The organism is Lyngbya aestuarii BL J, from assembly GCF_000478195.2.
Lineage (GTDB): Bacteria > Cyanobacteriota > Cyanobacteriia > Cyanobacteriales > Microcoleaceae > Capilliphycus > Capilliphycus aestuarii.
In genome coordinates, this window is the sequence record NZ_AUZM01000082.1 from 1 (window position 1) to 24,731 (window position 24,731).

Below are 24,731 nucleotides of genomic sequence, written 5' to 3' on the forward strand. Positions count from 1 at the left end.
ACACTGGTATTGAAATTAATGGTATCATCTCCGGCTGTTTCATTGGCTTGTTGTATTGCCCAACTTAAAGTTCCGGGTAAATTTCCTGTGCCATCGTCTGTAGGTTGATTAACATCAAAAGTGGCAAGCACAAACGGATAGGATTCTTGTATTTTTTGATTGAATACAATGGGTGTTTTAACGGGTTTTGTTTTATAGTCTAAGTCCCATGAACCGCCAAGTTCAGCATTTCCGGTTAAGTGAGTGGAAGCCGCAATATTGGTTTGAGTGAGTTGACTGAACTGATGAACAAGTTCTTGACCTTTCGGAGTTTTAGCAACGTTACATCCGTACAGGAGAATATCGGCATCAGCAGTCAAAAATTTATGCCATTGTTTGAGTAGGGGTGCATAGGTTTCGAGGGTTTTTGGAGTGAGATTAATCTGACCTAATTGTAGGGTATGATCTTCTCCATGAAATACAAAATGTATGGCGTTGACTTGAGAATATTTAGTTAAGATTTGTGTAACTTCTGCAATAAAATTGGCTTGAGGTGAGATAATAAAGCTATGTAGATTAGGGTGAGACTCTGGAGTTAAGTCTTGAGTTAAATATTCAGGTTGTTGGACAGCAGAATCGATAAAGAGTAGTTGCATGGTCATGGCATCTGGTCAAAATAGTCATGTTTAGTGAGATAGAGTAGATGCACTGAATTTGCTTAAACATAAGTTTAAACAGAACCTATTAACCTCACATTTATTAGCAGTGAGGCTATTTAAAAAGGAGAAAGACACCCTGTAAAAAATTTAATAAACTGAAGTCAGTTTGATGAGGAAAATAATTTGTGATCGGTAAATATAGATGTTGTTTTGCGAATTTTTCTTGATCGCAAAATCAGTCTAGCTGCTTCACCAAACTCCAGTTATTTAGAAGACGTTTTAAAATTAATAACATTAGCTACACTATTCGTTGTATCTGTCCAAAAAGAAAGTTGACTAAATCTCTCAAATAAGTCTGGGGGGAGGATACTTCTACGAGGTTTAAATTCTACCCGAGAACGGACAGTATGTAAACCTTCTGTTCTCAGCTTTCGATCAAATTCGGGTTCTTCATATTCGATACTTTCTAGATCATGATTAAACGGTTCTTCTCCTATAAACTGATAAATTAATGATAACGTTTGCTCAGGAGCGATCGCCAAAAATTCATAATCTACCAACAGCAAACGATCAGCTTGTTCACTATAAAACGCTTCTTTCAAAGCATTATAAGCAAAACCCACTAAGCGATTTCCTTGGCTTAAGGCTTCTGTGCGACTGTAAACCGTTGAAATTTCAGCCCGATTTCTAAACATTCTAGAAATTTCAAACGCATTCCGCCGAACCAATCGTTCGAGAGAATCCATCACCCAGGCAACATTACGCACACAACAAATCACCTTCGCTTCTGGGAATAACTGACAAATCAGAGGTAATTTGCTGCACCAAAGACGATTGGTATCAAAGATGACTTTATTTTCAGCAATTTGCTGTTGATAATAAGCAGAGAATATACTGAGAATTAGGTCTTGTCTTTGTTCAGGAGAAATGAACACGGAGAACTCATTCTCCTCGCTCATCGCATCCAGCATTCGGTTGACTAACCCTCCGACAGGCGATGTCATTCCCGCATGAAAGCGAGGATTTTGCCGAAGTAAAGCAGCTAGCACCGTTGAGCCAGCACGAGGTAAGCCAGAAATTAGATGAATGGGACTAGATAGAGACACAGCCAGTGTATTCAACTCCTAGAGGCTTTGCAAGCAAAAGCCTATAATTTGCTTATTTTGATCTAAATACTAAACTGAGAAGGTCTCAAATTCAAGCCATTATCAGTAGAAGCACTCAAGACACTTTAGGCAAATTATACTTCGGTTTGATCCTACATACAGAATATCTTATAAAAATACAAACATCCACCTCTGCTGTAAACCTTTACACAATCTTGACAATTGTGGCAATATTTTGACTAAATCTTGAAAATCTGTTCAGGATCATCATTGCTGGAGTTGAACACCTAGAAGAAGCAGATGCAAATCGCGTCAGTTATTTCTTTAAGAGACTAGCCCCTAGAACTTTGACAAGAGTTCCCCCCAGTCTTTGTCTCATCAATCAAACCTAAGATAGATTTTTTAAAGTTAAATATCTGTTACGTTGCTGTGGTATTGTTATTAAATTAGAAATGATTAGTAATAATTAAATAGAAACAACAAGTGCTGAAATGATTAACAAGGCAAAATTATTAGAGCTGATTTCCAGTAAAAATCGCGGGTTATTAGCAAGTGATTTAGATCGTCAGGCAATTTTAGCAGCAATTGCTCAACTCGAAGATTATAATCCTAATCCTCAGCCTCTAGAAGTAGCCGAACTCTTGGATGGAAACTGGAAACTGCTTTATACAAGTAGTGAAGAACTGTTGGGAATTGATCGTTTTCCCTTTTATAATCTTAGCAATGTCTATCAATGTATACGAGTCAACACAGGTAAAATATACAATATAGCGGAGTTGGTTGGTATTCCGTATTCAGAAGGCTTAGTGAGTGTAGTTGCTAAATTTGAATCGGTATCAACTCGACGAGTTGAGGTTAAATTTAATCGGTTTGTCGTCGGTTTACAGCGTTTTTTGGGTTATCAATCTCCTAATCAGTTTATTAATGCAATTGAAACAGACAAAAAATTTTTAGGAATTGATTTTACAATTAATCCTGAGACTCAACAAGGATGGTTAGATTTTACCTATCTAGATGAGAATATGCGAATTGGACGAGGGAATGAAGGGAGTGTGTTTGTCCTGAGTAAAGTTCCCTAAATTGGTGATCAAGAGTTTGAAATAAAATCACTCTCTTAATTGTTTAGCAATCACAATCTTAACAGCGTAGACCAGTATGGTACATCAAGATTCAATAGAAATTAGCACAACCGGAAATGGAGATATGCAAGATCTCACCCAAGCTGCTCATAAAATCGTTAAAAGTTCTGGTATTAAAACTGGAATGGTACATCTTTTTAATATAGGGAGTACAGGTGCAATTGGAACAATTGAATTTGAACCCGGATTACAAAAAGATTTACCCAAAATTCTAAATCAATTAATTCCACCGAGTCAAGACTATGGTCACGAACAAACTTGGCATGATGGAAATGGACATTCTCACCTACAAGCAACTTGGCTTGGCCCTTCATTAACCGTTCCGATCAAACAAGGTCAGTTAGAGTTAGGAACCTGGCAACAAATTTTTCACTTAGAATGTGATATTAAACCGCGTCAACGTCGAATAATAGTCACTATTTATGGAGAAAAATGAACAGCTTTCTAGCATTGTCTTGAGATTAATTAAGCTAAACCTTCATTGACTTTACAATCAATTATTAGATTAGATTTATTAAATTAATATTAGTATAAATATATACAATTAATTAAAATATGACAAAATCATTGACAATTGTAAAAATTATGTTATAATATTGCTTGCTACAATATTTATTTAAAAAGAAAATTTGATGTACTAACTACAACTCAGTTAAAAAATTCTTGCTCTATGATGTAGATTAACTGAAAAAAACAAGGATTAAAATTATGAACGGTTTCTAGTTTTGGAAGACTACTGTACAAATCAGTAGACGTTCTATAATTCAATTAAGCTATAAAGAAAGATGCTTGTTTCGGTTTCGGTAATTTAAGTTGACAGATCAGGAACTATAGATTATATTTTGACCATCAAAAGTCTTAAGGTCTAGAAGAAATACACTTCTTCAGAAAAAGTATATTTAACAGGATGTATCTATGAAAATTGCCTTAGTTCATGACTATCTAACTCAGAAAGGAGGAGCAGAAAGGGTTTTTGAGTTGCTGTGTCATGCTTTTCCAAAAGCAGATATTTTTACTTCATTATATGAGCCTCGAGAAACAATCAACCTTGAGAATAGACTTGTCTACACAACAGCTCTACAAAGCATTCCGGGAGCATCCAAAAACTTTAGACTGCTAGCACCATTTTATTATCGAGCTTTTCGCTCTTTAAACTTACAAGAATACGACTTAATTATTAGTAGTAGTACCAGCTTTGCGAAAGCAGTTAGAAAGCGAGCTGACGCCAAGCATATTTGTTTTTGTCATAATGTCACTCGTTTTCTTTGGGATACGGAAACTTACTTAGAAAAATACCAAAGTTACCGAGCATTTTATCCATTTCTAGAGCAAGTCTTCCGAGCGATGAGAAAAGTTGATCATAAATACGCTCAGGAGCCGGATGTTTATATCGCTAACTCGACAGAAGTTGCCAAGCGCATTCGGCAAATTTACAACAAAAATGCGATGGTCGTGAATTATCCTATCGATAACAATAATTTTTTCTTTTCGAGTTCAAAACAAGATTATTTTCTTGTCGCATCTCGTTTCTTAGGATATAAACGCATTGATATCACGATTAAAGCTTTTAATAAATTAGGATTACCCTTAAAAATTATTGGTAGTGGTCCCGAAGAAGAATCATTGAGATCTATAGCAAAAGAAAATATTGAATTTTTAGGTTTTGTAACTGACGAACAGCGCAAAGAGTTGATGGCAAATGCCCGTGCTGTAATTGTTTCTGCTTTAGAAGACTATGGTTTAGTTCCAGTAGAAGCAAATGCCAGTGGTACCCCTGTTATTGCCTATGGTGCAGGTGGCGTCTTAGATACTCAAATTCCTGAATATACAGGATTATTTTTTGAGGAACAAACACCAGAATCACTTTATACAGCCCTAATTAAATTCCAGAAAATTCAATGGAATTATGCAGGAATTCGAGATCATGCTGTGAGTAAATTTTCACAGGCTGCATTTTTTAGTAAACTTGAACCTATCTTCCAACAGCTCTGTGGACAAAGAATTATAATGGAAGAACCCCAGTCCAAAATTGCTTAGGTAGAGGGTCATGACATCAAGCTTTTCTGATAACAATTCTGAAGCCGATTTAGGGTATGGTAAACTCTTAGAAATTATTCTGCGCCGACGCTTTTGGCTGCTGACTATATTTGTAACCGTTCTATCGATTGCCGTGGTAAAAACGAAGTGGTATACCGAACCAACTTATGAAAGTAAAATGCAGCTTTTAGTTCAGCCTAATTTTCCGGCTAAAACGACTTTAGAAGGAGAACAAGAAACTCTATCTTCGGAAGAAGATTATGCTACTCAATTGACACTGATGCGAAGTTCTCAGTTTACAGAAAAAGCCGCTCAGTTACTACAATCAGAATATCCATTAATAGAAGGAGGAGACATTGAGAAAAATTTAACCTTATCTCAAATAGAAGAAGGAGACACTCAAACTCGAGTTTTTGAAGCGGTATACACTGATAATAATCCGATTAAAACTCAGGAAGTGTTAATAGCAATGCAGAAAGTCTATCAAGACTATAATATCAAACAAGATCAACTCCGTTTAGAGCAAGGGCTATCATTTATAAATGAAGGATTACCAACTGCTCAAGAAAAATTACTTCAAGCTGAAGGATCTTTAGAAGAATTTCGGGAAAAAGAAAACCTGATTGATCCTGAACAACAAGCTAAAGCTGTCAGTGATGCACTGAACACTGTAGAAAAAGATTTGCTTGAAACCCGTATTCAATATCAAAGTGTTCAAGCCCGTTATGAAACCTTACAAGAGCAACTTGAACTGTCTCCCCAACAAGCCAAAATTACAGCTCGTTTAAGTGAATCTTCTCGTTATCAAGAATTATTAAATAAACTTCAACAAACAGAAATTCTTCTAGCCGAACAACGAACAATATTTACCGATGCTGATCCCGAAGTGCAAAAGTTACTGGAACAACGTCAAAGTTTACTAGCATTATTGAGACAAGAAATCATCCGAATTTTAGGGAGAATCCCAGCCGAACTTAATATAACGGCCGAAGATTTACTCAAAACTGGACAGCTCAGTGGTATCGATCAGGCGTTAGTTCGTCAACTCGCTGAAACTCAAACAGAATTGCAAACACTACAAGCTCGCCTGCAAAGTTTAGCTGTAAGTGAAGAAGAACTGAGAGTAAGATTAAATCAATTTCCAAGTGTAATTGCTAACTACAACCGCTTACAGCCCGAAGTAGAAATTCAACGGATGACTATTGAGCAACTGTTAGAAAAAAGGCAAGAAATTAGTTTAGAAATTACTCGAGGGGGGTTCAATTGGCAAGTTGTAGAACCCCCTCAGTTAGGAAAACAAATTGCACCCAGTCTAAAAAAGAATATCGCTTTGGGTGGAGTAGTGGGATTATTCCTCGGAGGAATTGCTGCTTTCTTGCGAGAAAGTATGGATGATACGGTTCATAGTTCTGATGATTTAAAGGAAAAGATTGCCATACCCTTATTAGGAATTGTGCCTAAAATTCCTCATGCTCAATCCAGCACTTCAATTATAAATCTACCTTTCCGCAAATATTCTACTCAAGATTCTGTAATTTTACGGACTATTTATTGGCTTCCTTTTCGAGAATCCCTTGACTTGATTTACAAAAATATCCAACTGTTGAGTTCCCCCAAAAAACCCAAATCTATATTAGTGACTTCAGCACTAAACGGAGCAGGTAAATCGACTTTAGTTGTAGGATTGGCTATCAGCGCAGCTCGCTTACATCAAAGGGTTTTACTAATTGATGCAAACTTACGTTCTCCTTCACTCCATGAACAACTCAATCTTTCCAATGAACAAGGATTATCTACTTTTTTATCAAGTGAAGTTTCGATTCCCAACTTAAATCAAATTTCTGTATTAGGTTTGAGTATTGACGTTTTAACCGGAGGACAAATTCCTACTGATCCAGTCAAACTTTTGAGTTCTCATAAAATGCGACAACTAATGACAATTTTTGAAAGAAATTATGACTTAATATTATTAGATACCTCTCCAGTTATCGGGACAGTAGATGTCCTAGAAACGGCTTCATTTTGTGATGGAGTTGTTCTCGTCGAACGAATCGATCAAATTACTCAAACAGAACTTAATCAAGCAACTACAATGCTTAAAAAATTAAATGTTGTAGGAATTGTAGCTAATGCTTCTAACAACACCAAAAGTAACCAAATAACGTATATAGAAAAAAATGGTAAGCTCTCAAATTCTGTGACCCACTCAATCGTTAACTTGCGAGACTACAGCTAGTTTACAAAAATTTCATTGTTAATCTACTAAAATATATAAGGATAGTTTTTGAATATGACTCTAACTCTAGAATTTAAAAAAAATTTCAAACATCTGGTTAAAAAGACCAGTATTTGGAAAGATAATTCTGTTATCTTTAAAGAATTTAAAAATTTTCGTAAAACTCTGACTATAGCCATAATATTTACTTTCTTAGCGGCTGCCTTTGAAGGTTTTGGAGTTGGATTTCTTTTAACATTTTTACAAAACCTGACTGAACCAGATGCAGAACCTCTCCGTACAGGAATTGAATGGTTTGATATTTGGATACTGGGAGTAAATGCCACAACGATTGCGCGAATTTATCGAATATCTGCTCTGATATTACTAACAACCTTGGCACGAACCAGTATGATGTATCTGAGTGATGTCTACGGTGGATTGTCTCAGAGTTATCTGGGATATTATTTACGAGTTCGTATATTTGAACAGCTTCAAGGATTAAGCTTGAGCTTTTTCAGTAAAACTCGTTCCGGAGAGTTAGTTAATAGTATTACCTCTGAAATTGGACAGTTAATGCAAGCTGTTCAGCTTTTCTTTTTTATATTGGTTAGAGGCTCAGTTTTATTTGTATACATTATTTCAATGATGCTGCTCTCTTGGCAGTTAACCATTCTTTCACTGATACTGTTTAGCTTGCTAACAGTCGGAGTTTCTACTCTCATTAAGAAAGTTAGAGAAATTAGTTTTGAGAAAACAAAAGCTAGAGGTTCCTATACTGCAACCGCAATCGAGTTTATTAATGGAATCAACACAGTTCAAGCCTCTGCGGCGGAAGACTTCGAGCGTAAACGTTTCTACCAAACCAGTAAAAAACTATTAGAAACAGAACATGATACTGTTACCTATAGTGCTTCGGTAGTTCCGATTTCCGAAGCCGTAGCTACCCTGATTTTAGTTGGAATATTAATGTTATCTTTTGCTATTTTTATTCCAAACGATCAATTACAGATTTCTTCCTTACTCACCTTTCTATTTATTCTATTTCGCTTAATGCCAATTACTCGCCAGCTTAATAATGCTCGTACAAGGCTGAGTGGTTTTCAAGGTTCAATTAATAATATCAAAGAACTCCTAAGAACCGACGATAAAGTTTATTTAAAAAATGGAACTCAGCCTTACTATAATCTAAAACAAGCAATTGAATTAAAATCGGTTGACTTCGGTTATGATGGAAAGGATTTAGTGTTGCAAGATATTAATTTAAAGATTAATCGAGGACAAACAACCGCATTGGTCGGTGCATCGGGAGCGGGGAAAACAACCATAGCAAATCTAATTCCTCGCTTTTATGATGTTACTCGTGGCAAGATTTTAATCGATGGAATAGATCTACGAGAATTTGATATTTATTCACTCCGTCGAAGAATCGCAGTAGTGAGTCAAGATACTTTCATATTTAATACTACCGTCCGAGATAATATTGCCTATGCCTTAGAAAATATCGAAGAAAAAGCTGTTTTAGAAGCCGCTCGTTTTGCCAATGCTTTGGACTTTATTCAAGAACTCCCCCAGGGGTTAGATACGAAATTAGGAGATCGAGGTGTACGATTATCGGGAGGTCAACGACAACGAATTGCGATCGCCCGTGCTATTTTACGTGATCCAGATATATTAATATTAGATGAAGCAACCAGTGCTTTAGATTCAGTTTCAGAGCGATTAATTCAAGAATCAATGGAAAAGCTAGCTGTAGGTCGAACAGTTATTGCGATTGCTCATCGACTTTCAACGATTGTTCGAGCAGACAAAGTTGTAGTGCTTGAAAAAGGAAAAATTGTTGAAGAAGGAGGTTATCAAGAATTATTAGAACAGCGAGGAAAACTTTGGAAATATCATCAAATGCAACATGATTTAAGTCAAGTTAGCTAAACAGGAGCGATTATTCATGCAGAATTTTGTAGAAGTTAATCATTCGGCAGATGTGCGGAATACTGCGGGTATTCTCTATTATGCAAAAGGGGATCACTGGATTCAAGAGGGATTACAATCGGCTCAAAGTGTAAAGGCTGCCATGCCTAATATTAAAACTGCAATCGTATCCGATACACCACTTCCGAAAGAACTCTTTGATATCCAAATAAAAGCACCAAATGAGGTGGGAATCAAGCAATTAAAGATGTGGTCACTTTGCCAAACCCCTTTTGAAAAAACTTTATACCTTGATACAGATACCTATATTGCTGACAGTATTTGGGAAGTATTCGAGATGCTTAATCGGTTTGAAATTGCTCTTGCCGTTACCCCAAGATGGATGGTTAAACTGAAAAGAAATGGAGGCAATGTAGAGGAAAATGGTGTTCCTGTTTGCTTTCCCAACCTAAATACAGGAGTAATTGTGTATCAAAAGAACCAAAGAATAGATAATTTATTTTATGACTGGGCAAAACTTCACAAAGATTGGGGAGAAAAACAGGATCAACCCCCATTTCGGAATACGCTTTACCATAGCGATATTCGCTTTGGTGTTCTGCCGTCAAACTACAACTATCGTTTACCCTATCCAGATGGTATTTGGGGAAATGTCAAGATCTTTCATGGTCATGACGAGAACTTACCTGATATATGCCAAAGAATTAATTATTCAGATAATTGGCGTATAACTTCACCTAGATATTATCAAAACAACTCAATTTTATATGGTAAATTTAGTTTGCGCCGGACTGTAAGGAGTACCTTAAGAAAAGGGTTGAGGCAACTCCAAAGAACTTTACAAGTTCATCAGGTATAATACCGTTAACTTTTTTTAATATCTCTAAGTGCAAACAATAAATTTAAAAACCATGCAGCTAAACACAGAACTCCAACTTCCTAGCTTTTCTATCGTATATGAAACCGAAAACCTATCCAGCGTTGAACTTGAAAATATTTATCGAAGTTTAGCTTCGATAGCTACTCAAGAGATTTCTCCGAGTCAAGCTAACGAGTTTCTCATTATTGATGGTGGTAATGCGCCCCCAGAAATTATCGAACAACTGAGTGCAAAATATCCTTGGATTACCGTTAAAAGTGAACCGGGAATTGGCTATCACGAGGCTAAACTTTTGGGAGCCGAACTAGCAACGGGTGAAATTGTTATTTATATGGATTCGGACTGCGAATATGAACCTCAATGGTTAACTAGCATACTCACCACATTATCACAGAATCCTGATGTTGAAGTGATCGGGGGAGAAACCAGTACACCCATCAGAAATCCCTATGAATTAGCAGTAGCAATCCACTATTTCTTTCCTCGACTCACAAAACAAGAAGAACCCTATATTTCCAATCATTACTATTTGAATGGGGTCGCATTTCGTCGTGAATTTCTCTTGCAAACTCCTTTTCCTACTAATTTGCCGACTTACCGAGGTAATTGCATACTGCACATTTATTATTTGTGCAAGCTTAAAGGGAAGCAAGTTTGGCAACATCCCCAAGCCCGAGCAACTCACGAGCCTCCGACGCCATCTTTTATCTTTTGGCGTTATTTATTGAAAGGACGCGATAAAACTTTAAGAGAACTAATTAGACCTCGATTGAAAGCAGGTGTAGATATCAAAGACTCTTCTCAGCTTTCGACTGATATAAACTATACACTTGAGCAAAAAGCACGGGGTATTGCCCGAACAATTATTAAAATTAAGCCATTTCGTTTTCAAAAACTCGGTAGTGTTTTGTCGCAAGACTCCAGTTACTTACTAATGCTTCCATTGGCACTTCCCATTGTATTATGGTTTGAACTGCTTTTTGTTTCAGGAAGTATTATTAGTTACTTTAATCCCGATCTTTTACTCAAGCTTTATCAAGAAAAGGAGTTGCTCGAATGAAAAATACATTATTTACCTAATACTAAGCAGTTTTTCTCCAACAACATAGGGACTATTAATGCCATGAATAAAGAGTTTGATCTTTCAGTAATTATTCCAACTTACAATCGCTTTTCGATGTTAAAGGAAGCTCTGGCTAGTATCTTGTCTCAAGACTATCAGGGAAAGGTGCAAATTATCGTTGTAGATGACAATTCTTCGGATGGAACTTCTAAAATTCTTAGTGATAAGTATCCAGAAGTTGATCTGATTAGCCTCACGGAAAATGCCGGACCCTACGTTGCTAGAAATCGAGGACTGAAAGAAGCTAAAGGTAAGTATATAGCTTTTCTAGATTCTGACGATTTATGGAAACCTGAATATTTGGCGACTCAGATATCAGCTTTAGAAACTAGAGAGCAAAGTTTCTGTGTTGGTTGTATTGTTTTATGGGATACCGTTCGAGATGAAAAAGTCGTAAGACTTCAAAAATACGATTTAGAAAGATTTATCTCTCCAATTCATCAGCTCCTTGTTACATCAAGTTTTATAACTAGCCCTTCCTGTATCGTCCTAAAATCAGAGGTTTTTAAGGAGGTTGGTCTATTTGATGAAAACTTTAAAGCAGGAGCAGACCGAGAGTTTTATGCTCGTTGTTTTATACATGGTTATCAGCCTATCTTTACAGAACAGCCTCTTGTCATTGTACGAAAGCATAATCAGGGTCAACAAACCGATGTGGATGCTGGCAAGATTGAACAAAGAAAACAATCAAGAATTGTCTACTTAGAAAAACTTTATCCTATGTTAAAAAAGCAACAACAAGAACGTTTACCCTTGAACCGTCTGTATGCTGAAATTCATTCGACCTCCGCCCGGGAATTTTTTAGGGAAAAGCATTATTCTAACTGGATAACTTCCTGGATAGACGTGGCAAAATACACGTCTTTGGGATACGCTCTCTTTAATATAATGCGCGACTTACTGCGGTTTATTAAAAGCTATTTGCCGACCCGAGCTTTGACCACCATCAGAAAGCTTTTCTTATCCAATACCTTGTCTACATAAAGTTTTTAAGCTGGGAGAATCCGGCAAAGCTCTATTGACTTAGTAATTTTAAACTTAAAGATGTGGGGTGTAAATATGACTGTTTTAGAAAAGTCGAAACCTTTAGTTAGTGTTCTGATTAATAACTATAACTATGGACGTTTTCTCAATGATGCAATTGACAGTGCATTGAATCAAACTTATTCTAATATCGAAGTGATTGTTGTAGATGATGGTTCTACCGACAATTCCCGAGAAGTTATTGCAAGCTATGGAGATAAAATCGTTTCAATTTTTCAAGAAAATCGGGGTCAAGGTTCCACTTTTAATTCGGGTTGGAAAGCCTCTAATGGCGATATTCTTTGCTTTTTAGACTCCGATGACACCTTTTACCCCGAAAAAGTAGAAGAATGTGTAAATTTGATTCTGAGCAAACAGGCAAATAGTCCTTTAATTATTGTGTCTCATAATATGGACGTTGTAGATCAGAGTGGTAATTCTCTCGGCTATATGAAAACATCCCGATATAAAAAGTATGGGGGTTACTCTAACTTTTATCAGTTTGCTTGCAGATATAAATTTGTACCTTTTGCCACCAGTCCCACCAGTGGAAATGTCTTGACGAGAGAACTTGCCGAACGAATTTTTCCAATTCCAGAAGTAAGAACATCAGCAGACGATTTTGTGGTTAGGCTCGGAGTTGTTTTGGGAAATTTATACTATCTTGAGAAGAATCTTGGTCAATATCGCGTTCATGGTAAAAACCACTGGCATAATAATGTGCCAAAAGCTCATCCAAAAGAAATTTGGCTTCTGCAAGAGGAATTTTTGAATATGAAATTAAAGGAAAACAATATGAAACCTGTCGTTTCATTTTTTGAATCGATAGAAGCAGGTACCTACTATAAAATAAATGGCTCTAGCTTTGATTATCTTAAACAGGGTCTATACGTTTTTTTTAGTTGTCCCGATCTCAGAACTCTTCAATTTTTTCAGAAAGTAGTGCAGGTAACACTTAAAAACCTTATTAAGAAAGTGTTTGGTATCAAGAGACCTTCTCTCTGAAACGATAAACTCTAGCTTGTCCCAATTATCTAAATTAAAATTAAGGAATAATTGATTATGAAGACAACCGAATTACAATCTACAGACAAACAAATTGATGTTTCGGTTATTCTGTGTACTTATAATCGAATCTCTATGCTAGAAGAAGCACTTCAAAGTATCTTAAATCAAGAGTTTGATGGAGCTGTTAAAATTATTCTTATTGATGACAACTCTTCAGATGGAACGTCTGAAATTATTAGCCATAAGTATCCAGAAGTGTGTCTGATTAGCCTTAAGGATAATGTTGGTCCCTACGTGGCAAGAAACCGAGGACTGAGCGAAGCGAAAGGTAAGTATATTGCTTTTCTAGATTCTGATGATTTATGGCAACCTAAATATTTAGTTACTCAGATATTAGCTTTAGAAGGTCAAGCTCGAAGTTTCTCTGTGAGTGCTATTATACAATGGGATACTGTTAAAGACAGCAAAATCCTAAGGCTTCAAAAACCTGATTTACAAAAATTTACCTCTCCAATTCATTCTCTTCTTGTTCGCTCAAGTTTTATTTATAGCCCTTCTTCTGTTGTCCTGCGGCGAGAGGTATTTGAGGAGATTGGTTTATTTGACGAATCCTATAGAATCGGATCAGATCAAGAGTTTTATTCTCGTTGTTTAATATATGGTTATCAGCCCATCTTTACAGAGCAGCCTCTTGTTATCGTGCGAAAACATAACCAAGGTCAACAGACTGACGTTAATGCAAGCACGATAAAAGAAAGAAGACAGGGAAGAATTTTCTACTTAGAAAAACTTTATCCTATGTTGGAAAACCAACAACAAGAACTTTTACCCCTGAACCGTCTCTACGCTGAAATTTATTCGACAGCAGCTCGGGATTTTTTCAAAAATAAATACTATTTTAACTGGCTAACTTCTTGGATACTAGATGTAGTAAAATATACCTCTTTGAGATATGCTCTTTTGAATATAATGCGCGACTTACTGCGGTTTATGAAGAGGTATTTGCCAACCCCAGCTTTGACCGCCATCAGAAAGCTTTTCTTATCAAACACCTTGTCTACATAAATCGAAAAAAAGTTTATTAACTTAAGTTGGAGGATCATCAAATATGCGATTATCGACTTGTATCACAGTGCGGAACGCTCCCGAACGTCTAGAGAGTTGTTTGCGGGCTATTTGGAACTCAACGGTCAAACCCCATGCGGCTGTTGTCTCCGATGATTCACCCGACCCGGAAATGCAACAAAAGCACCGCGAAATTGTTGAAAAATATCCGGGAACTCGGTACGTTCTCGGCCCTCAACGGGGTGTTAATGCTAACCGCAACTGTGCTGTTAATTCTATCGAAGATACTGACTTCATCGCCTTTGTTGATGATGATATTTGGCTGGATTCTGACTTTATTGCCAACGCTCTAGATAGATATGCAACGCTCTCTCCTCAAGAGCAAAAATATACATTTTTAACCGGAGTCAGCTATACTAAATCAGGGCGTGAAAAAAACTTTCCGACTAAACTTTCTTTTCGAGGATACTATCATCCCACTGATGGAAATCCCGAATGCGTACACATTCACGCAGCTGTATTTCCTCGCTCCTTCTTTTATGATGCTCAATGGGAAGAAGAAATCTTTTTTGGTCAAGGAGATGCTATTCTTTGCTTGCGGGCTTTGAAGCTAGGTTATCAGATTCTTTTCTGTAAAGAACTGAGAGCTTTAGATACTCGTCCTCGTTTTGAAGGAGAGAAAAACACTTTAGATAATAATCAGATTGGCAAACTTACTGATTATGATATCCATCAAATCGCAGCTCGACTTTATATTGGTGTGAAACGTTATAAAGATTTATTTCCAAATCCGATCAAGTTGGCTACTTTTTTGAGCATCTATTTTCCTCATACCACACAATATTTAGTACGAAAAAATGCTCTGAGTGCGTGGCCAGATATTATTCAGCGTTCTCGTTTTTTGGAGTTATGGTAGTTTAGTGTTGTTGTTGAATCTTAAAAAGATTGTACATCTAGAATTAGAGAAATTTCCATGAAATTAACTGTCATTGTCCCAACCTATCGTCGTCCTCAAGACTTAGCCAATTGTCTAGAAGGTTTGAAAAAGCAAACTAGACTTGCCGATCAAATCATTGTTACAGTTCGGGATATAGATACCCAAACCTGGACTTTTTTAGAAACCTTCAACCCAGAGACTTTACCACTGAATATCATCACAGTGACCGCATCTGGAGTCATTGCGGCACTCAATATGGCTTTGGATTCTGCTCAGGGAGATATTATCTCGATTACAGATGATGATGCTGTACCTCGCCCAGAATGGCTAGCGCGTATTGAAGCTCATTTTTTATCCGATGACCGAGTAGGCGGAGTGGGTGGACGTGACTTCGTATACAGAAATAATCAATTAAAAGAAGGTTCACGGAAAGTTGTAGGGCGACTTCAATGGTTTGGACGTGTAATTGGCAACCATAACTTTGGGGTCGGAGAAGCTCGTGAAGTTGATGTTCTCAAGGGAGTCAATATGAGTTTTCGACGAAAAGCAATTGGGGATAAGCACTTTGATACTCGAATGCGAGGCACAAGTTCTCAAATTCATTATGAAATTGAGTTTTGTTTAGCGCTAAAAAGAGCGGGCTGGAAGTTAATATACGATCCCAATATTCAGGTTGATCATTATCAAGGACAACGCTTCGATGAAGATAAACGAAATCAGTTTAATGAGCTTGCTATGTTCAATATTGTACATAATAAGACCTTAGCTGTACTGGACTACTTGTCACCGATACAGCGATCTATTTTTGTATTCTGGGCAATTTTAGTTGGAACCCGAGGTGAGCGAGGTTTGATACAGTGGCTTCGATTTTTACCCACTGAAGGAAAGGTTGCAGGACAAAAGTTTTTAGTATCGATTCGGGGACATTGGCAAGGTTGGCAAACATGGCAACAAAGTAAGCAATCAAGCCCATCTATAGAAACTTTAACCCAGCATAAATCCTAGAAATTTATAGGGGCTTTTAAAAAGAGCAGTAACATTGATACAGGAGATTATTAGTGAATGATAGGCAAGTATTTTTAAAGCGTTCCTCCAGACAGAACTTTCCAGTTGGCTTACAGCCAGCAAAAGCCTGGACAGCTATATTAGGACTCGCTTTAGTTACGGCTTTATTTATTCTTGCGGGATTAGGAAAGATTTTAAATATATTATTTCCTGCTGGAGCCTTAGCTGTTGGAGTATTTCTTTATTTTCGCTATCCCCTTTTATATATGGGTTTTACCTGGTGGTTATGGTTCTTAACTCCCTTAATTCGACGTCTAGCGGACTATAGGAGTAGTTATACTGAACCCAGTCCCTTATTACTTGCTCCTTTCCTAGTAACATTTGTCAGCTTTGTAACGCTCTGGCGAAATCTTACTAGGATTTATAAACAAGGGGGATTACCTTATCTTCTGTCTTTACTAGCGGTGTTTTATGGCTTTCTAATAGGAGGAATTTCTCGACCGCCTATTAAAGTAGGAATTGCACTTTTAGACTGGCTTACTCCTATTTTATTTGGCTTGCACATCTTTGTAAATTGGCGACATTATCCTATCTATCGCAAAACCATTCAGCGTATCTTTCTCTGGGGTGTCTTGGTCATGGGAATCTACGGAGTTATACAGTTTTTAGTGCTTCCTGAATGGGATCGACACTGGATGATTAAGGCAGAATTTAGCAGCGCAGGAAGACCTCAGCCTTTTATGGTCAACGTATGGAGTACAATGGCTTCAAATCGACCCTTTGCAACGGTTATGGCAGCAGGCTTATTGCTGTTATTAGTCAATCCAAACAAGGGAACTTTAGCAACTCCAACTTCAGGTGTAGGTTATCTCTCTTTTTTACTCGCGAGGAAACGTACAACATGGATCAGTTGGTTTTTGGGTCTATTACTGCTAACTAGCTCTCTTAAAGCTAATATTCAAATGCGTGTAATTGTCACAATAGTGTTAACAATCATATCTGTTGTTCCTTTGGTAACTCTAGAGCCATTTTCTGAATTTCTCACTTCCCGTTTTAGTAGCTTGAGTGAACTAGAACAGGACAATAGTCTTGAGGCTAGACAAGACACTTTTTCTGAACTCATTGATGATGCGCTCAGTAGTTATTTAGGAGGAGGTATAGGAGGGCCAGCACATGATAGCGGCATTATATCTACACTTCTAGATCTAGGATGGTTTGGAACTATGTTTTATATGAGTGGGATTCTACTACTGATGTTTAGTTTATTTCAAAGTTCTGAAACTCGCACCGATCAGTTTGCAAGTGCGGCTCGCGCTATTGCTGTCAGTACATTGATTCAACTGCCTTTGGGTAGACCTCATGTCGAGGTTCAAGGTATGATCCTTTGGGGATTTATGAGTTTTGGGATAGCGGCTAAGAAGTATCATAAGTATCAGCAGACCACTCTCAAGACTTAAACATAATAGTAGATTTTAGAATGGATTCGTTACTCAAGTTGTTCAATAGATCGCTATAAAAAACAAAAAAATTATGAATACATTCCAATTCATTCGAGAAATTCAGCAAACTTCACTAATGAATCTTCCTAGACGGCTCAGTTTCTCTTTCCGCTCGTTAGTTGCAAGGGAACCCAATTATTGGTTCTTGTATCAATTCTATATTTGGTGGGGACAAATGAAGAAAAAAGCAATCAATGCCAGTCCTGAAGAGCGTATAGTTAGTCCATCTACTGAATTAGTTATTGATGGGTTTCAAGGTTCAGCTAATAGTTTTGCAACTGCGGCATTCAAATTCGCTCAGACAAAAGAAGTCAAGCTAGCTCATCATCTGCATTCTCCAGCTCAAATCATTCAGGCAATTGAACAAAATATTCCCGTCTTGCTGACCATTAGAGAACCAGAAGGAACTGTTCTTTCTCTGACGAGTCGATGGCCTCATGTTTCTGTAGCTCAAGCTCTACAAAGCTACATTGCCTTTTATACAAAATTAGAGCCATATGCACCTCATTATGTTGTTAGTACCTTCGAGCAAACCACACAATGTTTAGATCAAGTTATGCAAAAAATAAATCACCAGTTTGAAAGAAATTTTGATATAATTGATGTGGAAAAAGCAAATCAAGAATGTCGTCCTCAAGCCAATTATGATACGGATATCCCTTCTCAACGCCACATTATTAAACGGGAGAAAAAGAAGGATATAATGAGCGATAAAAATGTTCTTTTATTAAGCGAAGCAAAAGATTTATATAAACGATTTGAGCAACTCTCTACATTTGAACACATCTAACAACTCTTCACCAATTGCACCAATTCTATTTGGATATTTTAACTGTGATTAAAGTGAAAATTAATAATATAAAAAATTGGATATTTGTCACTGGAGTTCCTCGGAGTGGTACAACTTTTGTGGGAATGAATCTGAGTTTACCATTAGAGGTAGACTATATACACGAACCTTTCAATCCTCAATGTGGCCTGCCAGAAATCACTCAATGGTATCGCTATGTTAGACCCAGTTTAGATACCGAGGAAATGCAAAAATATCATCAATTAACTCAAAAGATTTTTAGCTATGATTTTACCCTCAAGACCAACATACCGGAAAATGACCCTTGGCAGAGAAAAATCATCAAGCAAGTGATTGGTAGCCGAGGGCCATTTTATCTTAGGTGGGCTAAAATGAACCCCTTTCATCAAGCTGCCGTTATCAAAGATCCAATTGGAAATTTATTGTCCGAATATCTATATGTTAACTTCCAGGTGAAACCTGTGATTATTATCAAGCATCCTACATCTTTCGTTGCTAGTATCAAACGAGTTAATTTTCAACCTAGCCCTGCTAAACTTAACGATCAACCTCATCTAATAGAGGATTACTTTGCTGACGAACCGGATTTTTTAACACAAGAATGGTCAGACCCCGTGTTAGCCGCAGCAGCATTTTGGCGAGTAATCTATAAGGTGATCTTAGAACAAGCAAGTCAATATCCAGATTGGATGATTATTACTCACGAAGAATTGAGTCGAGAACCTGTATCTGTTTTTCAAAAGCTATACCATCATCTGAATTTGTCTTGGTCAGAATCTGTTCAGAATAAAATCATCAAACAGACTCAGGGAAACCGTTCGGCTGAAGCCCAAAAAGGGAGAGTTCAAGATTTTAAAAGAAACAGTGCAAAAATTTTTGAAATGCGCCGGAATTCCCTATCTTTGGAAGAACGTCTATCGATTTTCGAGATCGTTAAAGATGTTGCTCTGAAAGTGTATACTGAAGACAGCTTTGCTATCTAAACTTAATTAATCTAAGCTTGATTTTAACTTCTAAATTCCGCCTAAATTGAAAAAACAATCGGCGGCAAATTTACCCCGTTAACAAACTGCTTTTTTGAGTAAAATTAACATGAAAAATAACTTTCTTTTGATTATCGGCGCTATGAAATGTGGAACAACAAGCCTCTTTCACTACCTCGCCGAACATCCTCAAATCGCACCGGCTAAAAATAAAGAACCTCATTTTTTCTCCTACGAACGCAACTTTGCTAAAGGGATGAGTCGATATCATTCACTTTGGGATTGGCAACCGGAAAATTCTATTGCAATGGAAGCATCTACAACCTATACTATGCACCCAAAATATCTAAATGTTGCCGAAAGAATTGCCGGAGTAAAAGATGCAAACTTCCGGTTTATTTACGTCATGCGACATCCTTTTACTCGGATAGAATCTCATATGAGACATCTGCTTTCCGGCGGACATCAAAAAACCCCAGAAGTGATCGAAGAACACCTTGCTTTTACTGAATATGCCAGACAATTGGATATCTATGTTAAACTATTTGGACGCGATCGCATTTATTTATTACTCTTAGAAGATTTACAAAAAGAACCTCAAACCGAACTACGCAAAATTTGTCAATTTTTAGAGATCGATCCTGACTATAAATTCCAAAGCTTAGATGTCGTGATGAATAGTCAAAAAACGCTAAACCTACATCCAGCCCTACGACGAATTTATGAAATTCCTACAATTAAGTCGGTAGCAAAACTGATTTCCCCTGAAATTCGGCAAAAATTGTATAAACCTTTATCGCGGAAAAAATCATACAAAGTTGAACTTTCCGAGGCAGATAAAACCCAAATTCTCAAACGCTTACAACCCGACTTAATTCGACTAGAAACTGAATATAATATTGATGTACATCGAAAATGGGGTTTGCCGACGACCAACTCGGCTAATTTGATACAATAACAAATCGAAATCACAAAAAAGACTGACTGTTTAAACTATCCTCAGTCAAGTAACGGCTTAGTAGTTCTCAGGTTAATTGTCAGCTACACATGACTTTTTATACTCCCAATTCATCGATTTTATGCGTTGGAAATGGTTGGTTTCCGACTATGCCAGGCGGACTAAACCGCTACGTTTATGAACTCACTCATCAACTCGCCTCCCAAGGAGACAATATTGAATTATGCGGCGTTGGACTTCCTAATACTGAACCTAATTCCTCGATCAAACTGACCAATTTAGCCGAACCTGACAGTTCACTTTTACAACGACTTTGGTTAACCCGTCAAAACTTTAAAAACCGATATTTAACTCATCCTGATGCCATTAATTTGCATTTTTCACTGTATAGTTTACCGCTAATTTATAATTTACCGAAAGATGTACCCTTAACATTTACCTTTCATGGGCCTTGGGCATTAGAAAGCGAACGGGAAGGCGCGAAAAAGTTGGGAGTTTGGGCAAAATATTGGATGGAACAACGAGTTTATCAACGTTGCGATCGCTTTATTGTTTTGAGTAAAGCTTTCGGTGATATTTTAAATAAAAACTATCACATTCCTTGGAGTAAAATCAATATTATTCCTGGCGGAGTTGATACCCATCGCTTTCAGTCGAATTTATCCCGTCAACAAGCGCGACAACAGCTTAATTTTCCCCAGGATCGCTTCATTTTATTTACACCCCGTCGCTTAGTTCATCGCATGGGAATTAGCCCATTACTGCAAGCGTTAGCCAATCTAAAATCAAGTTGTCCCGATGTTTGGTTAGCCATAGCAGGTAAAGGAATTTTGCGAGAACAATTGGAACAACAAGCCACCGAATTGGAACTCAATCATCATGTAAAATTTCTCGGTTACTTACCCGATGAACAATTACCCATCGCTTACCAAGCTGCTGATTTAACGGTTGTTCCCTCTCAATCTTTAGAAGGATTTGGATTAATATTACTCGAATCTCTCGCCAGTGGAACACCCGTTTTATGTACACCTGTCGGGGGAATGCCGGAAATTTTAGGGAAATTCACTCCAGAATTAATCACAGATTCCACAACAATAGAAGCGATTACATTTAAACTGCAAGCCATCCTCACAGGTGAAATTTCTTTAGCTTCCCGTGATGCTTGTCGATATTATGCTTCTACTCATTATGACTGGTTGCATATTGCCCAGCAAGTGCGAAAAAATCTTCTTGCAAATAAGCGGATCAGCAGTTAAGATGGATAGGAATTCAACCGGTTATCATTTAATAAAAAGTTAAAGCATTCATGTCAAGACAATTTTTCTTAGAGGCATAACGAATGAGTAATTTGATACAATACTATCGTGTTTTTTTACCCAAATTTAAACGAAGGTGCTTAAAATATTTTTCTCAAATTTTAAAAGATCCGCATTGGTTTTTAATGTTTTTTACTAGCCGAATCAAAATTTTTAGAGATGTGGGAATTTATTTTTCAAAAAAAAAGCAATATTTTTTTAATAAAAACATTGAAATAAAGTATCAAAAAACTATCTTTGAAGAAATCGACCCAGAAAAAATTGTTCGCAGCCTAAGAGAAGATGGATTATACTGTGGAATTTACTTACCTCAAAAAATTATACAAGAAATCTTGGCATTCTCAAGTCAGATTAATTATTGGGGAAATGCAGATCCGCGTTTCCCATTCTTTTTAGAAAATCAAGATCGAGAAGAAAAAAAATTTCAATGTCGGTTTATAACAGGTCATCACTTCAATCCTTCACAAAATTGTCCGGCAATTAAAACGATTGAAAATGATTCAATGCTGTGGAAGATTGCTGCGGAATATCTGGAGACAAAACCCGTATTGGTGGAAAGTCGAATTCGGTGGACTTTTCCTATCGGAGAAACCGTTGATGAACCTTTTCGAGGTGTTTTTAAGTTTCATTACGATTTGGAAGACTATCGATTCATTAAATTTATGTTCTATTTAACTGATGTCGATGAGTTAAGCTGTCCTCATAGTTGTGTGAAGGGGAGTCACAATCATAAAAAATTATCTCATCAGTTTTCTTTGCTCAGAGAAAGAGACGATCAAGAGATTATTGACTATTATGGTAGGGACAAGGTACAAACGATCTATGGTCAAGCAGGTTTTGGGTTTGTTGAAGATTTTTACTGCTTTCATAAAGCTACACTTCCCGTTTATCGAGATCGGCTTATTTTAGAGGTTAAGTTTGCAATGAATAAATATACAGTTTAATCAAAAAGATGTATTTATTTTGTTAAAACGACTATGAAAATTTTATTTTTAGATCAAAGTGGTAAATTAGGCGGTGCCGAGCTTTCTCTAGCTGATGTAGCCTATTCTTATCGTGAAAATTGTTTAGTAGGTTTATTTGCAGATGGTGCTTTTCGTCAATTACTTGAACGGCGAAAAATCCCCGTTAAAATCCTTACCAATAAGTCTATCAACGTTAAAAAAGATAGCGGAATATTAAAAAGTTTGGGCAGTTTTAGTTCGATCACCCCCCTAATTTTAAATATTGCTAAAATCGCCAAAAAATATGATATTATCTATGCAAATACTCAAAAAGCGTTAGTTGTTGGTGCTTTGGCTAGTTTTCTTAGTGGTCGTCCATTGGTTTATCACTTACGAGATATTCTCAACGCCGATCATTTTAGTTCCACAAATCGCCGTGTTGCTATTACATTAGCGAACCGTTTTGCTTCTTTAGTGATTACAAATTCCGAAGCGACTCGCACAGCCTTTCTAGAATCTGGAGGACGATTAGAAATTACTCAAGTCGTTTACAATGGTTTTCAACCCGAAAACTATCAAGCGGAAACTTCAGACGTTAATACAATTAAAAAACAGTTTGAACTCGAAGGTAAATTTGTAGTTGGTCATTTTAGCCGTTTATCCCCCTGGAAAGGACAACATATTCTACTCGAAGCCTTAACTCATTGTCCTGAAAATGTTACTGCTATTTTAGTCGGAGATGCACTATTTGGAGAACAAGAATATGTCGAAAAACTTCACAAACAAGTGGCAGATTTAGGACTCCAAAATAGAGTCAAATTTTTAGGATTTTGTTCTGATGTTGTACCTTTAATGACCGCTTGTAATTTAGTCGCTCATACCTCCACATCTCCCGAACCTTTTGGACGAGTTATTATTGAAGGAATGCTGTGTAAAACTCCCATTGTGGCGTCTGCTGCGGGCGGTGTCGTCGAATTAGTCAATCCTGGAAAAACAGGCTGGCTGATTACTCCGGGTAACTCAGAAGAACTGGCTAACGTCATTAATAATTGCTATCAAAACCCCGAATTAGCTGCCAATGTTGCAACAGAAGCTTATCATAAAGCCAATGAAAATTTTCAATTAGAGCAAACCCGACAACAAATTGATCAATTACTTCGGAAGTTATTATAATACAAAACTTATTTTATCACCTAACTCTTTCTCCTAGAAGGGGAGGAGAAATTTTTCAAACCATTTAATTTCTCTATTCACCTCACCCACTCAACCGGAGTTCAGAGGAATCACTGTTACACGAAAAACGGGATTTGCATAAAATTTCTCCATTTCCTCTGAGTGAATAGTAGAGTTCCAGAGTGATATGATGAAATTTAAGAGCCTTATTAATGTATTGTTTTTGACTGCAATGATCAGTTCTAGTGTGTTTGGTCTGGTGAATTCGGTAATCAGTTCGCCTCTACTTGAAGAAGCAATTATTTGTGGAATTTTTAAGCCCAAACCTCCCGTTCAAAACGATGGCGGTTCCCGATTTGCAGAACCCTCGAATCATCAAAATCAAGACTATTTTCCTCACGTTCAAGCTTGAATGTGTTGGCATTCCCTCCCGTTTAACGCTGTAAAGTATCCGATGTGATTGAATAAGTATTCAGTTCAATCAACACCGTTCACGTCCAAGCCTTCTATCCGCAGAAAATGTAATATTCCAGAACTATCACCCGCCACAATCGTTTGATTATCGGGACTAATCGCACAGCAATTAAAATCACTATCTCCAATAAAGGTAATCATTTCTTTTCCTGTATTTAAGTCCCAAACTTTAACAGTTTTATCCGATGAAGCAGAAACAACTTTTGAACCGTCAGGACTGATAGCGACTGCATTTATACTATGTTCTACACTATATTCGCTAAGACTTAATAGTTTTTTTCCAGTTACTAAATCCCAGACTTTGATAGTATTATCACTTGCTCCCGAAACCAATTTTAAGCCATCAGGACTAATCGCAACTGCCCATACTAAATCATCATGATCATCATGTCCGCCAAGATTGAATAGTTGTTTTCCACTTGCTAAATCCCAAGCTTTGATAGTATTATCATTTGAACCCGAAAC

General features: G+C 37.1%; 23 protein-coding genes. 20 read left to right on the forward strand and 3 right to left on the reverse strand.

Annotated features, from left to right (window positions below; all coding sequences use genetic code 11):
- Both M595_RS23380 and M595_RS23385 read right to left on the reverse strand, forming a co-directional pair.
- A partial coding sequence (locus M595_RS23380; protein ID WP_152983625.1) for a DUF4347 domain-containing protein occupies window positions 1–641 on the reverse strand: 641 nt, incomplete at its 3' end.
- 260 nt (window positions 642–901) lie between these two features.
- Window positions 902–1,744 carry a sulfotransferase family protein gene (locus M595_RS23385; RefSeq protein ID WP_023069825.1) on the reverse strand — a complete coding sequence of 281 codons (843 nt, stop codon included), beginning with the start codon at window positions 1,742–1,744 and terminating at the stop codon, window positions 902–904.
- 491 nt (window positions 1,745–2,235) lie between these two features.
- On the opposite strand from M595_RS23385, the gene M595_RS23390 reads away from it, so the two are divergent.
- The 20 genes from M595_RS23390 to M595_RS23485 all read left to right on the forward strand — a co-directional run bounded on the left by M595_RS23390 (window position 2,236) and on the right by M595_RS23485 (window position 24,204).
- Entirely contained in the window at window positions 2,236–2,823 is a 588-nt protein-coding gene (locus M595_RS23390; protein ID WP_023069009.1) for a PAP/fibrillin family protein, read from the forward strand.
- Between the two features lie 76 nt (window positions 2,824–2,899).
- Window positions 2,900–3,319, forward strand: a complete 420-nt coding sequence (locus M595_RS23395) for a secondary thiamine-phosphate synthase enzyme YjbQ (RefSeq protein WP_023069008.1) — start codon at window positions 2,900–2,902, stop codon at window positions 3,317–3,319.
- Between the two features lie 479 nt (window positions 3,320–3,798).
- Window positions 3,799–4,920, forward strand: a complete 1,122-nt coding sequence (locus tag M595_RS23400) for a glycosyltransferase (protein ID WP_023068989.1) — start codon at window positions 3,799–3,801, stop codon at window positions 4,918–4,920.
- A 10-nt stretch (window positions 4,921–4,930) separates the two neighbouring features.
- Window positions 4,931–7,156, forward strand: a complete 2,226-nt coding sequence (locus tag M595_RS23405; protein WP_023069006.1) for a GumC family protein — start codon at window positions 4,931–4,933, stop codon at window positions 7,154–7,156.
- 54 nt (window positions 7,157–7,210) lie between these two features.
- On the forward strand, window positions 7,211–9,067 hold the full coding sequence (gene hepA, locus M595_RS23410) for a heterocyst formation ABC transporter subunit HepA (RefSeq protein ID WP_023069002.1): 1,857 nt from the start codon (window positions 7,211–7,213) through the stop codon (window positions 9,065–9,067).
- Window positions 9,068–9,083: 16 nt separating this feature from the next.
- Entirely contained in the window at window positions 9,084–9,926 is an 843-nt protein-coding gene (locus tag M595_RS23415) for a glycosyltransferase family protein (RefSeq protein ID WP_023068991.1), read from the forward strand.
- 52 nt (window positions 9,927–9,978) lie between these two features.
- The gene (locus M595_RS23420; RefSeq protein WP_023068994.1) at window positions 9,979–11,007 is read left to right on the forward strand and encodes a glycosyltransferase family 2 protein; all 1,029 of its coding nucleotides are present in this window, start codon (window positions 9,979–9,981) and stop codon (window positions 11,005–11,007) included.
- Between the two features lie 63 nt (window positions 11,008–11,070).
- Window positions 11,071–12,054 carry a glycosyltransferase family 2 protein gene (locus tag M595_RS23425; protein WP_023068997.1) on the forward strand — a complete coding sequence of 328 codons (984 nt, stop codon included), beginning with the start codon at window positions 11,071–11,073 and terminating at the stop codon, window positions 12,052–12,054.
- Between the two features lie 75 nt (window positions 12,055–12,129).
- Window positions 12,130–13,098 carry a glycosyltransferase gene (locus M595_RS23430; RefSeq protein ID WP_161809827.1) on the forward strand — a complete coding sequence of 323 codons (969 nt, stop codon included), beginning with the start codon at window positions 12,130–12,132 and terminating at the stop codon, window positions 13,096–13,098.
- A gap of 57 nt (window positions 13,099–13,155) precedes the next feature.
- Window positions 13,156–14,166: a glycosyltransferase family 2 protein gene (locus M595_RS23435; RefSeq protein WP_023068990.1), complete on the forward strand. Its 1,011-nt coding sequence runs from the start codon at window positions 13,156–13,158 to the stop codon at window positions 14,164–14,166.
- Window positions 14,167–14,209: 43 nt separating this feature from the next.
- On the forward strand, window positions 14,210–15,082 hold the full coding sequence (locus M595_RS23440; RefSeq protein WP_023069010.1) for a glycosyltransferase family 2 protein: 873 nt from the start codon (window positions 14,210–14,212) through the stop codon (window positions 15,080–15,082).
- 57 nt (window positions 15,083–15,139) lie between these two features.
- Entirely contained in the window at window positions 15,140–16,108 is a 969-nt protein-coding gene (locus tag M595_RS23445) for a glycosyltransferase family 2 protein (RefSeq protein WP_023068988.1), read from the forward strand.
- A 53-nt stretch (window positions 16,109–16,161) separates the two neighbouring features.
- Complete coding sequence (locus tag M595_RS23450) at window positions 16,162–17,565, forward strand: O-antigen ligase like membrane family protein (RefSeq protein WP_023069003.1); 1,404 nt, start codon at window positions 16,162–16,164, stop codon at window positions 17,563–17,565.
- 73 nt (window positions 17,566–17,638) lie between these two features.
- Window positions 17,639–18,397, forward strand: coding sequence for a hypothetical protein (locus M595_RS23455; protein WP_040484572.1), 759 nt, complete (start codon window positions 17,639–17,641; stop codon window positions 18,395–18,397).
- A gap of 44 nt (window positions 18,398–18,441) precedes the next feature.
- A complete protein-coding gene (locus tag M595_RS23460; RefSeq protein ID WP_152983626.1) occupies window positions 18,442–19,401 on the forward strand; it encodes a sulfotransferase in 960 nt (319 codons plus the stop codon).
- Between the two features lie 109 nt (window positions 19,402–19,510).
- Complete coding sequence (locus M595_RS23465; protein ID WP_023069001.1) at window positions 19,511–20,359, forward strand: sulfotransferase family protein; 849 nt, start codon at window positions 19,511–19,513, stop codon at window positions 20,357–20,359.
- Between the two features lie 89 nt (window positions 20,360–20,448).
- The gene (locus M595_RS23470; protein WP_023068993.1) at window positions 20,449–21,615 is read left to right on the forward strand and encodes a glycosyltransferase family 4 protein; all 1,167 of its coding nucleotides are present in this window, start codon (window positions 20,449–20,451) and stop codon (window positions 21,613–21,615) included.
- An 83-nt stretch (window positions 21,616–21,698) separates the two neighbouring features.
- Window positions 21,699–22,619: a hypothetical protein gene (locus M595_RS23475; RefSeq protein WP_023068995.1), complete on the forward strand. Its 921-nt coding sequence runs from the start codon at window positions 21,699–21,701 to the stop codon at window positions 22,617–22,619.
- 33 nt (window positions 22,620–22,652) lie between these two features.
- Window positions 22,653–23,792 (forward strand): glycosyltransferase, encoded by a 1,140-nt coding sequence (locus M595_RS23480; RefSeq protein ID WP_023069000.1) that lies wholly within the window; start codon window positions 22,653–22,655, stop codon window positions 23,790–23,792.
- A 232-nt stretch (window positions 23,793–24,024) separates the two neighbouring features.
- Window positions 24,025–24,204, forward strand: coding sequence for a hypothetical protein (locus M595_RS23485; protein ID WP_152983627.1), 180 nt, complete (start codon window positions 24,025–24,027; stop codon window positions 24,202–24,204).
- Between the two features lie 65 nt (window positions 24,205–24,269).
- Here the strand turns inward: M595_RS23485 and M595_RS23490 are convergent.
- A partial coding sequence (locus tag M595_RS23490) for a WD40 repeat domain-containing protein (RefSeq protein WP_023068998.1) occupies window positions 24,270–24,731 on the reverse strand: 462 nt, incomplete at its 5' end.

Coding starts and splice junctions, on each gene's coding strand:
- M595_RS23390 (WP_023069009.1), top strand. CDS start 2,236: ATGATTAACAAGGCAAAATTATTAGAGCTGATTTCCAGTAAAAATCGC.
- M595_RS23395 (WP_023069008.1), top strand. CDS start 2,900: ATGGTACATCAAGATTCAATAGAAATTAGCACAACCGGAAATGGAGAT.
- M595_RS23400 (WP_023068989.1), top strand. CDS start 3,799: ATGAAAATTGCCTTAGTTCATGACTATCTAACTCAGAAAGGAGGAGCA.
- M595_RS23405 (WP_023069006.1), top strand. CDS start 4,931: ATGACATCAAGCTTTTCTGATAACAATTCTGAAGCCGATTTAGGGTAT.
- hepA (WP_023069002.1), top strand. CDS start 7,211: ATGACTCTAACTCTAGAATTTAAAAAAAATTTCAAACATCTGGTTAAA.
- M595_RS23415 (WP_023068991.1), top strand. CDS start 9,084: ATGCAGAATTTTGTAGAAGTTAATCATTCGGCAGATGTGCGGAATACT.
- M595_RS23420 (WP_023068994.1), top strand. CDS start 9,979: ATGCAGCTAAACACAGAACTCCAACTTCCTAGCTTTTCTATCGTATAT.
- M595_RS23425 (WP_023068997.1), top strand. CDS start 11,071: ATGAATAAAGAGTTTGATCTTTCAGTAATTATTCCAACTTACAATCGC.
- M595_RS23430 (WP_161809827.1), top strand. CDS start 12,130: ATGACTGTTTTAGAAAAGTCGAAACCTTTAGTTAGTGTTCTGATTAAT.
- M595_RS23435 (WP_023068990.1), top strand. CDS start 13,156: ATGAAGACAACCGAATTACAATCTACAGACAAACAAATTGATGTTTCG.
- M595_RS23440 (WP_023069010.1), top strand. CDS start 14,210: ATGCGATTATCGACTTGTATCACAGTGCGGAACGCTCCCGAACGTCTA.
- M595_RS23445 (WP_023068988.1), top strand. CDS start 15,140: ATGAAATTAACTGTCATTGTCCCAACCTATCGTCGTCCTCAAGACTTA.
- M595_RS23455 (WP_040484572.1), top strand. CDS start 17,639: ATGAATACATTCCAATTCATTCGAGAAATTCAGCAAACTTCACTAATG.
- M595_RS23465 (WP_023069001.1), top strand. CDS start 19,511: ATGAAAAATAACTTTCTTTTGATTATCGGCGCTATGAAATGTGGAACA.
- M595_RS23470 (WP_023068993.1), top strand. CDS start 20,449: ATGACTTTTTATACTCCCAATTCATCGATTTTATGCGTTGGAAATGGT.
- M595_RS23475 (WP_023068995.1), top strand. CDS start 21,699: ATGAGTAATTTGATACAATACTATCGTGTTTTTTTACCCAAATTTAAA.
- M595_RS23480 (WP_023069000.1), top strand. CDS start 22,653: ATGAAAATTTTATTTTTAGATCAAAGTGGTAAATTAGGCGGTGCCGAG.
- M595_RS23485 (WP_152983627.1), top strand. CDS start 24,025: ATGATCAGTTCTAGTGTGTTTGGTCTGGTGAATTCGGTAATCAGTTCG.